The 15,125-nt window shown below is 57.8% G+C and carries 11 protein-coding genes and 1 pseudogene; 10 read left to right on the forward strand and 2 right to left on the reverse strand.

Translation table 11 applies throughout. The features are described 5' to 3' along the window. The first annotated feature begins 313 nt into the window (after positions 1-313). The 8 genes from ACLFKU_RS31265 to ACLFKU_RS31300 all read left to right on the forward strand — a co-directional run bounded on the left by ACLFKU_RS31265 (position 314) and on the right by ACLFKU_RS31300 (position 8,415). On the forward strand, positions 314-1,246 hold the full coding sequence (locus ACLFKU_RS31265; protein ID WP_410851685.1) for a LysR family transcriptional regulator: 933 nt from the start codon (positions 314-316) through the stop codon (positions 1,244-1,246). Between the two features lie 730 nt (positions 1,247-1,976). Beyond that, the gene (nifA, locus tag ACLFKU_RS31270; protein ID WP_410851686.1) at positions 1,977-3,623 is read left to right on the forward strand and encodes a nif-specific transcriptional activator NifA; all 1,647 of its coding nucleotides are present in this window, start codon (positions 1,977-1,979) and stop codon (positions 3,621-3,623) included. Positions 3,624-3,896: 273 nt separating this feature from the next. Then, the gene (gene nifE / locus ACLFKU_RS31275) at positions 3,897-5,390 is read left to right on the forward strand and encodes a nitrogenase iron-molybdenum cofactor biosynthesis protein NifE (protein WP_410851687.1); all 1,494 of its coding nucleotides are present in this window, start codon (positions 3,897-3,899) and stop codon (positions 5,388-5,390) included. A gap of 21 nt (positions 5,391-5,411) precedes the next feature. Continuing rightward, positions 5,412-6,773: a nitrogenase iron-molybdenum cofactor biosynthesis protein NifN gene (gene nifN / locus ACLFKU_RS31280; protein WP_410851688.1), complete on the forward strand. Its 1,362-nt coding sequence runs from the start codon at positions 5,412-5,414 to the stop codon at positions 6,771-6,773. 51 nt (positions 6,774-6,824) lie between these two features. Next, entirely contained in the window at positions 6,825-7,238 is a 414-nt protein-coding gene (gene nifX, locus ACLFKU_RS31285; RefSeq protein WP_018435005.1) for a nitrogen fixation protein NifX, read from the forward strand. 73 nt (positions 7,239-7,311) lie between these two features. After that, a complete protein-coding gene (locus tag ACLFKU_RS31290) occupies positions 7,312-7,530 on the forward strand; it encodes a CCE_0567 family metalloprotein (RefSeq protein ID WP_410851689.1) in 219 nt (72 codons plus the stop codon). Further along, entirely contained in the window at positions 7,527-7,829 is a 303-nt protein-coding gene (fdxB, locus tag ACLFKU_RS31295; RefSeq protein ID WP_018435007.1) for a ferredoxin III, nif-specific, read from the forward strand. Before ACLFKU_RS31290 ends, fdxB begins: the two co-directional genes overlap by 4 nt. Positions 7,830-7,845: 16 nt before the next feature. Next, on the forward strand, positions 7,846-8,415 hold the full coding sequence (locus ACLFKU_RS31300; protein WP_018435008.1) for a nitrogen fixation protein NifQ: 570 nt from the start codon (positions 7,846-7,848) through the stop codon (positions 8,413-8,415). 422 nt (positions 8,416-8,837) lie between these two features. Here ACLFKU_RS31300 and ACLFKU_RS31305 read toward each other — a convergent pair. Further along, positions 8,838-10,731: pseudogene (locus tag ACLFKU_RS31305) on the reverse strand (SAM-dependent methyltransferase). Between the two features lie 1,502 nt (positions 10,732-12,233). Between ACLFKU_RS31305 and ACLFKU_RS31310 the strand changes: the two are divergent. Beyond that, positions 12,234-12,662 (forward strand): hypothetical protein, encoded by a 429-nt coding sequence (locus ACLFKU_RS31310; protein ID WP_410851690.1) that lies wholly within the window; start codon positions 12,234-12,236, stop codon positions 12,660-12,662. Between the two features lie 287 nt (positions 12,663-12,949). Further along, positions 12,950-13,198 carry a hypothetical protein gene (locus tag ACLFKU_RS31315; protein WP_410851691.1) on the forward strand — a complete coding sequence of 83 codons (249 nt, stop codon included), beginning with the start codon at positions 12,950-12,952 and terminating at the stop codon, positions 13,196-13,198. A 1,422-nt stretch (positions 13,199-14,620) separates the two neighbouring features. On the opposite strand, the gene ACLFKU_RS31320 is transcribed toward ACLFKU_RS31315, so the two are convergent. Next, a complete protein-coding gene (locus tag ACLFKU_RS31320) occupies positions 14,621-15,124 on the reverse strand; it encodes a hypothetical protein (protein WP_026228606.1) in 504 nt (167 codons plus the stop codon). Position 15,125: the final 1 nt, after the last annotated feature.

Raw genomic sequence — 15,125 nt, forward strand, 5'->3', positions numbered from 1 at the left:
TCATCGAGGAGCGCCATGACGTGGGCACGAGATGACTGGAGGCCACAACGTCAAGCTGTGCTTTTCTGCAGTATTGCTCCTTCACTGGAAGGAGCATTGGCCAGTTCGGTGGCGGCTGTTCGATCAGGTACACGGCGAAGCTCGAGGGGCCGGCTGCGCCAGCGACTCGGGTATTCCCCGCAATGCGTATTCGGCGTGTTTCTCGTGCAACTTTTTTCGCATCCATGTTCCCTGACTCGTGACGGTAGGATATTAACCGCAGGGGTATGCGTGGTATAAGCTGATAATCTTTATGTCTGCATGAGGGAAATTGATGATTCGCGATCTCGACAGCACGCTGCTGCGTACGTTCGTGACGGTTGTAGAAGCCGGCACCGTGAGCAATGCTGCGATGGCTCTCCATCGGACACAGGCTGCTGTCAGCATGGCCCTTCGGCGGCTCGAAGATGAGGTTGGCCACCGCTTGCTCGAACGTTCACCGCGCGGCGTAAAGCCGACCACCGCGGGCAGCGTGCTACTGCCATATGCGCACAAGCTCCTCGACATTGGCCTCGCGGCTCGCTCCGCCCTGACTGAGGGCGACGTTTCTGGCACGGTGAGGGTCGGCATTCCGGAAGACATCGCAATGAGCCACCTTCGCCATGCATTGCGGCAGTTCTCGGCTCTCTATCCGGACGTAGCGCTGGAGATTGTTGTCGATGCGAGCCCGGCGTTATCGCAGCGGCTCGCAAGCAACACACTAGATTTCGCGATCGGCGACCCTGCGCTGATTCACTCGGAGCCGATAGTGACATGGCGGCATCCGCTTCGCTGGGCGGCCGCACGTACCCGGAACACGGACCTTGGCGAGGGCCCGCTTCCGATTGTTGCATTCGGCGGCGCATGCCGGTGGCAGGAGATTTTTTTCGCGACGTTGCTCGACGCCGGCATCGCGTGGCGTGTTGCGTGTACGAGCACAAGTCTGTCGGCGGTGCAGTCGGCCGTTGAGGCAGGACTCGGTATTGCAGTGCTGCTCGACTGGCACGTGCGCCGCGACACCATGCACGCGATCGATCCGCAAGCTGTCGGGTTGCCGATGCCGCCAGTGGCGGAATTCGGTCTGTTCACTCAAGAGAACTGGAACGACCGAACATCCGCAGCTACCGCACTTCAACGGTTCCTCTTTCGCTCGCTGCAGCTGAGCTCGGCAGAGCACGGAATGTTCACGGCAGAGCAGCCGGCGATGCCAACGCGTGGTCAGGTTTAGGTGACGTCGCGCAGTGGTCGGGTCGAAGAGATGATATTTCGGCGCGTCAAAACGGTTGCTGCCGGGTATTTTCGATGAGCAGCCCCGACGCTGACGCGGGCAGGCAGCGTTGCTTTGGGAATTCACGAGCCCACTGAGTGGCGTTTGACTTATGTCATCGAGAAACATCGGGCCTCGATGCGGAATGACATAGGTGTCGACCGGTTGCAGGCGTGTAACGTTGCATTGGATCGCGCGCTAAAAAAGAAACGACGAACAACTGGGCGGATGCACTCGAGCAAGCTGCTGAACTGCTCTCACAGCATTTTGGAAGGACTCGCGCGGAGTTGCGTCTGCGTGGTGCAATGCAATCTGAACTGCCATTTGAGGCCTATGGCACTTACGATTTGAATTTCATATAACGAAACCGCTTCTGCCTTCCTTCAACGCTGGCAGCGTTCGACCGAGACTAGGAACCTCGACTGACGGTGCGGGTTGCCGTTGACCCGAATTTGTCGTGAAACCTACGTCTTTTTTGGTTAGTATGCTAGCCGCGAACGGAGGGGCCCCGTTGCCTCTGTTTGCAGCTTCCCGACGCCATTGCTGCGATTTTGTCATTTTTGTCGAGTTTGGCGATGCCTGAGCACAGCGGCATCCCGAATTCGGCTGCCAACAACGCGACTATGGCTCTGCCGTTGTGCCGAGCCGTCTCCGTCACTGCGTTGACGAGTTGTCGCTGGAGCCCGAATCTATGTCGCATTCTCTTATCAACGAGAGCCCTCCCGATTTCGATGTAGTGGCCGAAGTGCTAAAAGCGCTGGCCTCATCCCGTAATGCGGAGCACGCGTTGAAGAGGTCGCTGTGGTTTCTGTCGCGTGCGAGAGGCTGGCGGTCCGCGTTCATCGCCGTCGAGCAGCCGGATGGAAAGCTTGGCGGCCTGTGTAGCACGGGACTGTCAGACGGCTGGCGAGAAGGTATGCGTTTTCCCTCCGGTGAAGGGATCGTAGGGCAGATACAGGAAAGCGAGTCCGCCGTGGTTGTGTCTGAGTTGGATGGTGACCCAATGTTCGACGACCGCACGGGGGCTGTTCGTGTTTCCAATGCCGAGCGTGTCGCTCTACTTGGGACACCGATCCGGCACGAAGGACGGCCGCTCGGGGTGCTCGTAGCACTTTGTGAGAATCCGGACGGGAAGCGTGTTTTCGCAGACGATCTCCAACTTTTGGAAGTTGTTGCTGCGCCAATGGGCAGGGCACTTCTCCTTGAGCGTGAGGCGAATCCGAACCGCAAAAGCGTGCAGGAGGAGATTAGTCGCCGACGGAACGCGGCCCCTCCTATATATCAAGTCGATTGGGCAATCGGCCGATCTGCGTCGATGCAGCACGTATTCGCGCAGGTCCATCAGGTCGCACCTGCGAGAACGACGGTGCTCTTGCGCGGCGAGAGCGGCACCGGCAAGGAGTTGATCGCGCGTGCAATCTATCGTTTGTCCCCGCGCAAGGACCAGCCATTCGTCTCGGTGAATTGTGCCGCGCTGACGGAAACACTGCTGGAAAGCGAGCTGTTTGGCCACGAGAAGGGGGCGTTCACGGGCGCGCAAACTCAGCGAAAGGGGCGCTTCGAATTGGCGCACGGCGGAACACTTTTCCTCGACGAGATAGGTGATATATCGCCGTCGTTCCAAGCGAAACTCCTGCGCGTTCTGCAGGAGCGGGAGTTCGAGCGGGTAGGAGGGACAACGCCCGTGAGAGTTGACGTGAGGCTCATCGTAGCAACTAATCGCAGTCTGGAACAAATGGTGAGAGAGGGCGAATTCCGAGCGGATCTTTACTACCGCATTAACGTGGTGAGCATCGTGTTGCCGCCGCTGCGCGAGCGCCGGGAAGACATCCCCGAGATGGCGCAATACTTCCTTAACCGCTTTAATCGTGAGAACGGTCGCGCTCTGCATTTCAACGAGGAAGCGTTGCGCGTGCTGTCGAGTTGTTACTGGCCCGGAAATGTGCGCGAGCTCGAAAACTGCATTGAGCGGACTGCGACAATGGCGCATCATGACACGATTGGTCGTTCTTCGTTTCTCTGCGAGATCGACCGGTGCCTCACGAAGGTGTTGCATCATGTGGAGCGAGAAGACGCAGTACGTCCGGCACGCTCGTCGGACGTTACAGTCAGTAACGCGCTGAACGTTCCCGCGAAATTCGGCGCCCCGGAGCGCGATGCCCGCGGTCTCGGCATGCGCTCTGGTGAGTACATCCCTGAGGACGAGCGTGAGCGGTTGCTCTGGGCCATGGAGCGCTGCGGTTGGGTGCAGGCAAAGGCGGCACGCCTGCTCGGCATTACGGCGCGGCAGATCGGCTATGCACTGCGCAAGCACGGAATCAAACTACGCCGCTTCTAAGAAAGCGAAGCTTGAGGTCACGCCCTGGACGGCTCCGATATTTCGTCTGCTCGGTATGCAAAGCGAAGCGCGCGTGGAACACAGCACGCGCATGGTCTGAAAGAAGGTCGATAAGTATGTTGTGTCGCAATCCGTTCAACTCCGACAAAGCACTGGTTTAAGTTGACGCTGTTACTACAGTGCCCGATCTCCCACGCTGCGGATGCCTGCAGGTTCGAGCCGTGGTATGGAACTTGCGATTAGTTGTGGACCTCATATTGTCAGGATTCTCCAATGTGGTTCAAGGCTAGGACTGCAGATATTTTCGACGAACCCGGTTGCGCGAAGAATAGGGCGAAAAGTGAGACGGAGCGCAGACAAGGCTGCGCCAAGCAACTTCCGCCAGGAGCGACTGCTGGCGGTTGTGCATTCGATGGAGCTCGGATTGCACTTCAGCCCGTGGTTGACGTAGCGCACCTTGTGCACGGGCCGATTGCGTGCGAGGGCAACTCGTGGGATAACCGTCCCGCGGCATCCTCCGGGTCGATGCTCTATCGGACTGCGTTCACGACTGATCTAAGTGAGATCGATGTAATTTATGGCGGCGAGAGACGGCTGTTCAGAAGTATTCGCGAGATTATCCAAAAATATGATCCCCCTGCCGTGTTTGTCTATCAGACGTGCGTCACCGCGCTGATCGGTGACAATATAGAGGCAGTGTGTAAGCAAGCGTCAAAGAAATTCGGCAAACCTGTGATACCGGTCAACGCGCCCGGTTTCGCCGGGTCGAAAAACTTCGGCAATAAACTCGGTGGGGAGGCGATTTTCGATCATGTAATCGGCTCGCGTGAGCCCGCTCACACAACGCCGTTCGACATCAATATCATCGGCGAATACAACCTCTCGGGGGAGTTGTGGCAGACGAAGCCGCTCTTCGACGCGCTTGGTATCCGTATCTTGGCTTGCATCTCTGGTGATGCTCGCTACAGTGACATCGCGAGCGCTCACCGCGCGAAGGTAAATATGGTGGTGTGCTCAAAGTCGATGATTAACATTGCCACAAAGATGCAGCGGAAATACGACATTCCCTATTTTGAGGGCTCTTTCTACGGAATCGGCGATGTGAGCGATGCGTTGCGCCAAGTCGCCAAGCTGCTGGTGCAAAGGGGTGCGCCCGACGATCTGATCAAACGCGCCGATCGCTTGATTGAAGCAGAAGAGGAGCGCGCGTGGGCGCGCATTGCGCCATACCGGGCGCGCCTCGATGGAAAGCGCGTGCTGTTGATTACAGGCGGTGTGAAATCCTGGTCGCTTCTTGCGGCGTTGCAAGAGGTGGGGCTCGAGATCGTTGGCACCAGTGTGAAGAAAAGCACCGAGAAAGACAAGGAAAGGATCAAGGAGATCATGGGCGATGACGCGCGCATAGTCGACAATATGACGGCAAGCGAAATGTACGGCATGCTCCGCGAGTCGCAGGCCGACATCATGCTGTCCGGCGGGCGCTCGCAGTTTGTCGCGCTAAAGGCGCGGGTGCCTTGGCTTGATGTCAATCAAGAACGCCATCATCCATATGCCGGGTATGAGGGAATCGTCGAGCTGGTGCACGAGATCGACCGCGCAATCAGCAACCCGGTCTGGCAGCAGGTGCGCATTCCAGCTCCGTGGGACGACAAAGGCGAAGGGCTCTGTGGCGAGCGAATGGAGTTCACGGAGCGCATGACAGAACAGTCGCCGCGTGCAAGCGCGCGGGATTGCCCGAAGGGCCTTCGACCCAGCGTCGCGGCCTGAACATAGCGGAGTGCAGACACAATGGCAAACGTCGTCGAACTAGGGAAAGCCTGTACGGTCAACCCGCTAAAAATGAGCCAGCCGCTTGGCGCGAGTTATGCCGCCATGGGACTCGATGCGTGCATGCCGGTGATGCACGGTTCGCAGGGCTGCACGTCGTTCGGCCTCGTCCTGTTGGTGCGCCATTTCAAGGAGGCCATCCCGTTGCAGACCACTGCAATGAATGAGGTCACTACCATTCTGGGCGGATTTGAAAACGTCGAAACGGCGCTACTAAACATCTGCAAGCGCGCGGCGCCGAAAATCATCGTGCTTTGCTCGACAGGGCTGACTGAGGCCAACGGGGAAGATGTCGCCGGTCATCTCGCGATGGTGCGCAAACGCAAGCCAGAGTTGAGCAATACCGAACTCGTGTACGTATCGACGCCAGACTACATTGGCGCATTCGAGGACGGCTACAGGCGCGCCATCGTTGCAATCGTGAAGGCGCTTGTCAAGCCGCTGCCAACCGTGCAGCGACAGGTCAACGTGCTGCCCGGCAGTCATCTGTCACCCAGCGATATCGACGAGTTGCGAGAGATCATTGAGGCATTCGGGTTAGTTCCGATCATATTGCCAGACGTCTCCGGTTCGCTCGATGGCCACATTGCTCCCGACTGGCGCGGGACCACGCTGGGCGGGACTTCTCTCGACCAGATACGCGCCGCAGGTGCGTCGACATTCACCTTCGGCGTGGGCGAGCAAACGCGCGACGGTGCGCAGGCACTGGAGACGATCGCAGGCATCCCATTCGAAATTTTTGAGCGGCTCACAGGGCTCGAACCGAACGACCGGCTCTTGCATCGCCTTGCGCGATTGTCAGACCGGGAGGTCCCGATCAAATACCAGAGGCAGCGCAGCCAACTGCTGGATGCAATGCTCGACAGCCATTTTTACATAGGTGGCATCAAGGTGGCCTTGGGCGCAGAACCGGATTTGCTGCTTGCAATCGGTTCGCTGTTGCACGAAATCGGCGCCGAGTTGCCAGTCTGCGTCAGCACGACTACATCGGCGTCGCATGCGCTACTGCCGACGAGCGAGGTCGTGCTCGGTGACCTTGAGGACATGGAACGAGGCGCGGGGGATTGCGACCTGCTTATTACGCATTCGCACGGCCGGCAGATGGCCGCGCGTCTCGGCAAGCCTCTGTTGCGCATAGGCTTTCCCGTATTCGACCGGGTCGGCAATGCCCATCGATGCCAGGTCGGCTATCGCGGAACGATGAACCTCGTCTTCGAACTCGCGAATCTATTAATCGATCGAGTTACGCACCACCGCTCGGCCGACTGGGCTCTGCCGCAGTCGTCGCTCGACCTCGCTGCGCCAGTCGCTAACGCGGAGTAAGGAATTCCGGTCGTCGCGACCATTGCATGCAAATCATGAGGGAACCATTGCATGAAAATCGCATTTGCTACGCAGGACAAACTGCATGTCGACGCGCACTTTGGCTGGGCGAAAAGCATTGTTATCTTCGATGTGACGGCGGAGGGGTACGCGTTCGTGGAAGCCTTCGATTTTGGCGGCAAGTTAGAGGAGGACGGCGACGAAGATAAGCTTGCACCGAAGCTGGACGCGATCCGCGGTTGCGCGATCCTGTACGTTGCCGCAATCGGTGGTTCAGGAGCGGCGCGCGTCGTAGCGCTGAAGGTGCATCCAGTCAAGGTGCCACAGCTGGAGCCAATTGAGGACATCCTTATCAAGCTTAGGGATGTCCTGAAAGGTACGCCACCGCCGTGGTTGCGCAAGGCGCTAACCAGAAATGTGCGCTCATTCGACTTGGCCGAGGATGACGAGGTATCTCATGGCTAAAGCCACTGTTGACAAGACCGCCACTTTGCGGACAGCGACAACTGAGGCGCGTCCTTTTACCACGGGAGGGGGCATGAGTGACCCGAATGAACTGAAGGTGCGCCTGAAGACACTCAATACACGGGCCATTCAGGCCAAGATGGATCTCCACGACCTTTCGGAGGATCTTCCGACTAGGTGGGAAGAGATATTGACGGTTGCGCAGCTCTGCCACGAGGCTCACGCCGCGCTGATGGACGCGCGCAAGGCCGCGGCAGCGGCTCTCGACGAAGCGCTTGGGAGCCGGAGATGAGCGAGATTTTTTGCGTAAAGCTACCTAGCGGGGAGATGTGGACGCCTACCTTTGTCTCCGCCCTTGATGATGAGAAGTGTATCGGCTGCGGACGATGCTTCCGGTCGTGTTCTCGTGGGGTCCTGCAGCTCGTCGGTGTAGACGAGGGGGGCGAGCTTACCCCGGTAGGCGAGGATGACGACGACGAGTACGAAAAGAAGGTTATGACTATTGCGCGCCGGGAGTTGTGTATCGGTTGCACGGCATGCGCGAGGATATGCCCAAAAAAGTGCTACACGCACGCGGTGGCCATGGTCTGAGCCACAAAGGACGGTGATGGACTTCTACACGACGTTGATGCGTCACGCTGTGGACAGCAACGATTCCACGGTTCTTGCCCTCGCTGGGGTACTCTCGGCGGCGTTCGGCCAAGCCGGCGTGCACACACTGCCCATCCGCGGGTTGAATCTGGATGAAACCCACTGGCTGCTCGCGCATTGGTTTCCCGGCGTCGACAGCGCCCTTTTCTTGCAACTGGCCGCCTCGCCTGCGGCGTGGCGCCAGCGATCGTGCGACGACGAGGTCGGAGACCTCGCAAACCTGTTGAAGGCACATGCTGATCCGCTCGCAGGCACAACGATTGAAATCCATTGCGTTTCGCATGCGCTCGCCTGCGCCTGTGCGGGGCACAAACACCTGTGGCAGGAGCTGCGCCTTCGCTCGCGTAGCGAATTGCCGGTGCTGTTGGGCTATTGGTTTCCGCGGCTGGCGCAAAAAAACGTTCACGGTATGAAGTGGAAGAAATTCCTCTACAAGCAACTGTGCGAGCGTGAGGCGTTGCTTGTCTGCAAGTCTTCAAACTGCGCGGAGTGTGGCGACTTCGCGGATTGCTTCGGACCAGATTGATGGTCTGGTTACCGACGATACGTGGCCATGCGGGGCCTTGGCATATTCGCCGTGACGGTGAGCTACAAATGCTCAGGAGATACTTTAACGATTGCCAGCTGATTGCGTTCAGCGCGGATCAAGGTGTTAAGCGTGGATGTCATCATGTCTTCCTATGCGTCTTCGCCTCCGGGTTTCTCGTCGCACACGACTGTACCGAGGCTGCAAACAACCTAGAATCCTTGGTGCATCTCGCACCCGAGGATTTCCTGCTCGGCTCCCCGGCGCACGCGGTGACCCGTACTTGGCTCGGTGGCATCGCTGCGCTGGCGCATTGCTACTCGTATAGCCTTGCGATTGTGGGATGCCCTTGCCGCTTGTAGCGCTGACCATTGCGCGGACTGGGGCGGATAAACAAGTAATTGCGAGGCATAGTCTGACGATTAGACCGTGGCTAGAGTTAGACGTGACGGTGTTGTTCCGATTTGCAGTCCGTCTGAGCGGTTCGCAAAGTACCTGTGGTTCAACTGGTCTATAGTCCAAGTGTGGGAACTGCTGAAGCCCAGTGTAACCAGCATTTGAGCCAACTCAGCCGGATCGAACGCGCTTTTCCACGGCTCGCCGCCCTCGGCGAATTGCGCCATCAACTGTTCGACGAAGACACGCATCATCGGCGGCAAGCTGGACACTGGCAATGCGTATTCCAGCAGCACGGCGCTGCCTCTGGCGCAGCGCGCGATGAACCGCAAAGTATCAACGACCGCAGCCTCGTCGAGGTACATGGTTACTCCGAGCCAGCTGAAGAAGGCCGGTGCGAGTGGATCGAATCCGGCACGCGTCAAGCCCTCGGCAAGGCTGATGCGCTCGAAGTCGACCGGTACGAACCGCAACGATTGCGGCAAGCGGATGCCCGCCTCATTCAGGTGCGCTCGTTTCCATTCCTGTGTGGCCGGCAGGTCAACCTCGAAGATGCTCCCGGGCGTGTCGTGCTGCCGGTAGGCGGTGGTGTCGAGTCCTGCCCCAAGCACGACGTATTGTCGCACCCCCCCACTCGGCGGCCTCGGTCCAAATGTCGTCCGCTAGCCTACTGCGTACGACCAGCGCGCTGCGCCTACACATCGACATCGGGTGGCGGAACCGATCGAGGCCATTGCGTAGGTCCTGTGCCTCGGCTTTGCCTAGCACGGCCAATGCGAGCGGATCATCAAGCACCAGCGGGCGATCCAGTAGTTGGTGCGCCGCCCGTTGCCTAGCCACGATCAAGGCGCTAGGCTTGGGCCCGGCGTCGGTTGGTGTCACATCGTGCCCAACGATGTGTGCCTTATGCAGATAGGCCAACAATGCCTCGTCGAGCCCCACCCCAAGTTGCAGGTCCGGCTCTTGGTTCAAGGCTTCTCGAACATGCACTTCCAAGACCACGTCATCGCCACAGAAGCCTTCACGGAAAAGCTGTTGCCAGCGCTCGACGAGAGCCTGTACCGGCGCAGCGTCGGCCGCGACGCCGGCCTGCATGTGTGCCCGCAACTCAAGCGCCAACGTTGGCCATTCGCGCCTGTTCTTTTCGTTAAGCTGGCGGCGTCGAACTTCGTCCATTTGCGCCGGGTTCAAGTGTTTGGCGAGAAGTGTGCAGCGCGCGTGCGCAAACGATTCGTCTATCCAAACCAGCATCTCCGCCGTAATGCCGACAATCTGCTGTGCGCGTGGTTCCGCGGTTTGAATCTTCATCAACTTGTAAGCGAGCGCCGGGTCGTTGTTCGTCATGCGGGTCATGAGCCGAACCCAGCGCCATGCCAACTCTTGGGCAACACTGCTTTCACTAGACAGACCTTCCCGCATGGCGCTATGAACCTCAACGATGAGCTCGTCCCATATTGGATCCATCGGCGCAAGCGCGTCCGGGCCCGTTGCAAACAGCGTGTCGAGTTCGTCTTCGTTCAAGTGCTTTTGATACATACTCATCAACTCCAAGGTGTTGAGCCAATCAATCGCGGGCGTTTCGCTGCCGGCGGCAAGCATCTTGGCGAGGCGTCTCAGGTGGCGACTGAGCCGCTGCGCCCGCGAAGCCTGCGCGTCCAGTTCGGCGATCTGCCGATGAAGAATATTTATCGGCGCACTGGCCGGTTGGTCGTCAAGGCTGGCTTTGATATCGGGAAGCGAATAACCGAACCGTTTCAGTGCCTCGATACGATGCAGCCGGATCAGGTCGCCACGCCCGTACAGGCGTGCTCCCCCCTCAGTGCGTTGCGACGGAGACAGCAAGCCGATCGCGTCGTAGTGATGTAAAGCACGAACGCTCAGCCCCGCTCTTTTTGCCAGTTCACCGATCTTTAACTGCATTGCGTCTCCGGTACGTACGTCAACGCTAAAGCCTGACGTAGCGTTAGGTGCAAGGTGAATTGATGTGCCGGTGCTGCTCCGCATTTTCAAGCTAAATGAATATCAGGTGTCGCGCCGATCGGCATCTGGCCTGATCTTGAAAGCATTGTCAATAGCTTGCCTGTGCTACCAAGGAAACGCCAAGCGCTGCGATGTTGTGATGTCTGGAAGGGCGATACAACGCAGCCCCGATTGAATTCTGAATCACTTTGGATGCGATAGAACTCTCTGGCTGGTTTGCGCGCCGCGCAAATCAAACAGTCAAGTGGTGGTCCGCGCGGTCGCCAAAAATCTAGCTACTGCTACTTGTTGATAGTCGCTGCTCCGATTCTTTGCGCAGCTGCAACCCGGCCTCGCCGTCATAGATTAGATCTGATCCCGGCTATTCCACCCGGGCGGCTTTGTTGCACTCCAGGCCTCCATGGCTCGTCAGTGGTACGCTCACGGCGCACAAGCGTCTCATCCGTCTGGCAATGTCATCGAGCATGCGCGGTTGAACGATTGTCAGCCGTTGTCCCAACGAATTGCCGCAGGAATGTGGTCCTCTGGCACGGTTTGCGTGGCCCCATCTGTATCGGATTCCGATATCGGCTCGCACGCGAAGGTTATGCCTCATTGAAAGCGGTCGATAAGAACTTGCGGCTAGTAGTATAAGAAATGTTGAATGCCAACTTGTTCTATAGTCTGCTAGCCTTCGGTACTATAGCTAAAACGTGGCAGCGTTCGAGCGCGTTCAGCGTTGAGGTGGGCGGCGGCACCATGACATTAGTTTCGTTATCGTGGCAGCAGTGCTATGAACCGCGGGTTCGATGGCCATCTGCTATCCTGATAAGGAGTTTCTATGCCTAAAATCAAGAGGGGCATGTTTGGATGGGGCTGGCCGCAGTGCTAGCCGGAAGAGCGCCGCTGGTCGCCTGCTGAGTACGCGGCCACCTGTCAGTCTCGCGAAATCCTTCTGGGATTTACCGCTGCGCAACGTTTGACGGAGGGTCAGTGGGCGTTGCTTTTAACCGGTGACGAGCATGATTGTTGCTGTACTGATCACGGCACAGGTACGAAACGGCCTAAGCAGCAAAACTCGTTGATCTGAGGTGCATGCTCGTCCAGGTGACTTCGCGTTTGACAGCCTTTCGGAGAATGGCCGTCGGTCGGACGCGGGCTATATGTATCGTCGGCCTAACTTCTAAAGATTGCGGTGCGGCGAACTCGTTTATGAGGTGCCGTCGCCCGTCGTCCTCCGCTTCAAGCGTCCCGCTGGCACTCATGAAGCACTAGAAATTCCGTTGCTTTTTTGACGACTGGAAAGCGTTAAGTCGCGCAGAGCAAGCTTTTTGAACTGGCCTCTCACTTTCCCGGCTCTTGTGTAATCGCTGTGCGCGAAATGGCGGGGCAGTGACATCTCACTTTGGCCGTCATTGTTGGTTGATTGTCAAATGGGCCCTTTCGAAACCTTGGAGAACATCGTGGCAATACTTGTAAACATTACCAGCGGTACTCCCGACGCCGTGCAAATTTGGGGATTCCATGATCTGTGTTGCGTGGACGACGTCGCGGCCGCTCTCAACACGATCGCTGCGGGGCTGAGCGGTGATGGTAATACGATTCATGTGATGTCAGGTACTCATGGATACTGCAGCGGACGGGTTGGTGCAGTAGCGACGCGGGAACAGAGGTTCGCGGAAGAAGATCGAGTTCTCGCTCACCCAATGACGAAGGACAACAACGCCGTTGCCGTGGTTGTCCACGACTTCAATACCGACAAGCTGCCGGCCCCCGACTACGTGTCTGCGGCGATGGCGAAGCTCAACGCGGATATCCGCTCAATCGTCAGGACCGACACCGGAAACCATGTATTCCTCCTCGCCTACTGCTGTAGTGCTGGTACGGAGTAGATTCGCAAACCGGGACAAGAGAACAGGTGGGCTTGACCCCCCGAGCATGTGCCTATGGCGCAGCGCGAGCCGGTTAGACACGCTTGTCCGTTCTGCAACCTTTGCAAGGTCCCGCATGCGCCATCGGGCTTGCCGCTGACCCGCGAGGCCACGCTGCTGCGTCGCTTCGGCGGTGAACTGCGTTGCAAACCATACAGAAATTGCTCATATACGTACCGAAGAAACGGGGCGCTCAAACTACGAGCGAAGCGGCTGGTGGCAATGCTCGCACGTATTAGAATGCAGAAATGCAGCCATTTAATCAGTGTGCGCCTTTATTTTTAGTTGATATGCTGTTCACGATGCATAAAAGACAGATTCATAAACTTCTCGACCTTGCTCACGAAGAAGCCTACGCTTTCGTTGAGGAGAATCCAGCACGAGCTTTCAAAGAATCGGAAGAGCTCTTTGATGAAATGTTCTTTCATCCGCTTTCGCGTCACATTGGTGAAATGACAATCGCAGAAGTATCCACCCGTATTCGCGAAGGAGAATGAGAACGAAACCTAATCTATCAGTTGGGCTCTGAGCAGTCAGAGAGTCACTGTGACATTGCTGAATTGACCGAGTACGATCGCGTGCTTAGGATGCGAGATCGCCGTGACCCACGGTCTTCGCTTCCCAGCGGCGGTCATCAGTTGCGCGATGTCCTATGCTTCAGGTTTCGGTTCAGTCTGTGTGATATCAAAGCGCTGCTGTTCAAGTAAGAGTAGCGTTAGTTGCGGACCGCTCCGACTTACGGACCTGATGGCTGGAAAATGACAAAGGACAAACACCATGACGAAAAACTCCGATGCCGCAACGAGGGGAAGCCGTCCGTAGTGGTGTGGAGGCCCTTGCGATGGGGCTGACGCGAACGGGGCGTTATCCCGTTGACGATGGTCGTCAACCTGACAGCTAGGGATGAGTGACATGGCCTTAACAAAAACCGCATTGCGAGGAGCACGGTGTGAAGCGTATCAGCTTGTACCGATTGCCCGGCAGGTTCTGTCCGAATGTCGCGATGCAACCAGTCCGACTGGTTGGCTCGATTGAATCGAGCGTGGACGATCGTGTAACCCGTTCGAATGTTTCCGCCTCGCCGACAAATGTCATGCGTGGGTTGGGGTGGTCGGATCTGCGTAATAAACCGACGCCCGCACGACGGTTGGCGTCTTGACTCCCTCCGCCACTTCGGCAGGTTGCATGGCGCGCAGGCATCCAGTCGGGCTTGCCGTCCTGACGGTGCACGCGTCTGCATCCCGCTTTGCCTCAATTGCGCGCGCATCGCTTTATCCCGGGCATGACGGCCCGAGCGTCAACGACGACATAATCTGTAGCTGTCGGGTCGACCGGTTTGCACTACCCACGCGTGGCCACCCGAGCGCGTCTACTTTGCGCCCACTTCGGGGGTGGCCGCGATGGTGCGGTCGATGGAGTAAGGGTACCGGGCGGTGTAGACTGGCCGAATGCGAATGGTTGACTTGCCTCCTTGTCAGTAAGCGGCGGTGCCACATCGTCTCCATTGCATTCGGCCAACTGGATTGCTACTGATACGAGCAGAACAGCCGCCCCCAACATCGCACGAAAGGATGCTCAACTCCGCTGGCGGCCCGTTGTACTCATGCTTTTCGAACTAGAATTGCATTAGCTGTTCGGGGATTGCGACGTCGTCAGCGGCGAGGTCCGGAACTCGCTCGCAACCTTCGGCACGGATTGATGTGCACCCCTGCATGAAGGTAGACGCGACATTGACGATACCGGGATTGCCTTCCGCACCGAACACGCACGAAGTCATGGTCTGCTTGTTGTTGAGAAGGTGCTATGCACCGTGCCGGAAGGATTGAGCATTACAAAGCTGACCACGCATTTCGATTGGGCATGCGGAAAAGCTCCAATGAATCGTGGGAGTTCCCCTTCTAGTGACGAATTGCTGTCTGTCAATTCGTCAGTTTGCGATTGCCGTGTTCTGACTGCGCGAGTAAGGCTTCGACGACCTCGAAACCGATGCAATCAATCGGGTCCAGCCAGCGTAGTTTGGCAATCAGCTTCAGTGCAAGGGCCCGTTCGCCACGCCGTACGCTGATGAACGCAAGCGCCTTCAGCGTAAAGAGCCAAAAGCGCGGCGGCCCGGGAATGGAGAAGTCCGCGTCGCCCGGCTGCACCGCGCACCAATCACCGCTGATCGACGCTTCCCAGGCAGCGACCGCCAAAGCCCTCGTTGCAACTCTATGCGCCTCGCCAAGTTCTCCCCGGTTTGCATGGAACTTATATAGCAGATAGTAGGGTGGCAGGCAGCGCGGATAGGACAGGATGGCAGTCCACAACGCGGCGGCCACATCGTCATCGCTGCCGCGGCGGGTTCTCTCGATCAGCTGTAGTACGCCGGCCGGGACTTCACCGCCGAATAGATCCGTCGACTCGATACCAGTAATGAGATTCATC

Origin of the sequence: Paraburkholderia sp. EG304, assembly GCF_046543485.1 — a bacterium.
In the GTDB taxonomy this organism is placed as follows: domain Bacteria; phylum Pseudomonadota; class Gammaproteobacteria; order Burkholderiales; family Burkholderiaceae; genus Paraburkholderia; species Paraburkholderia youngii.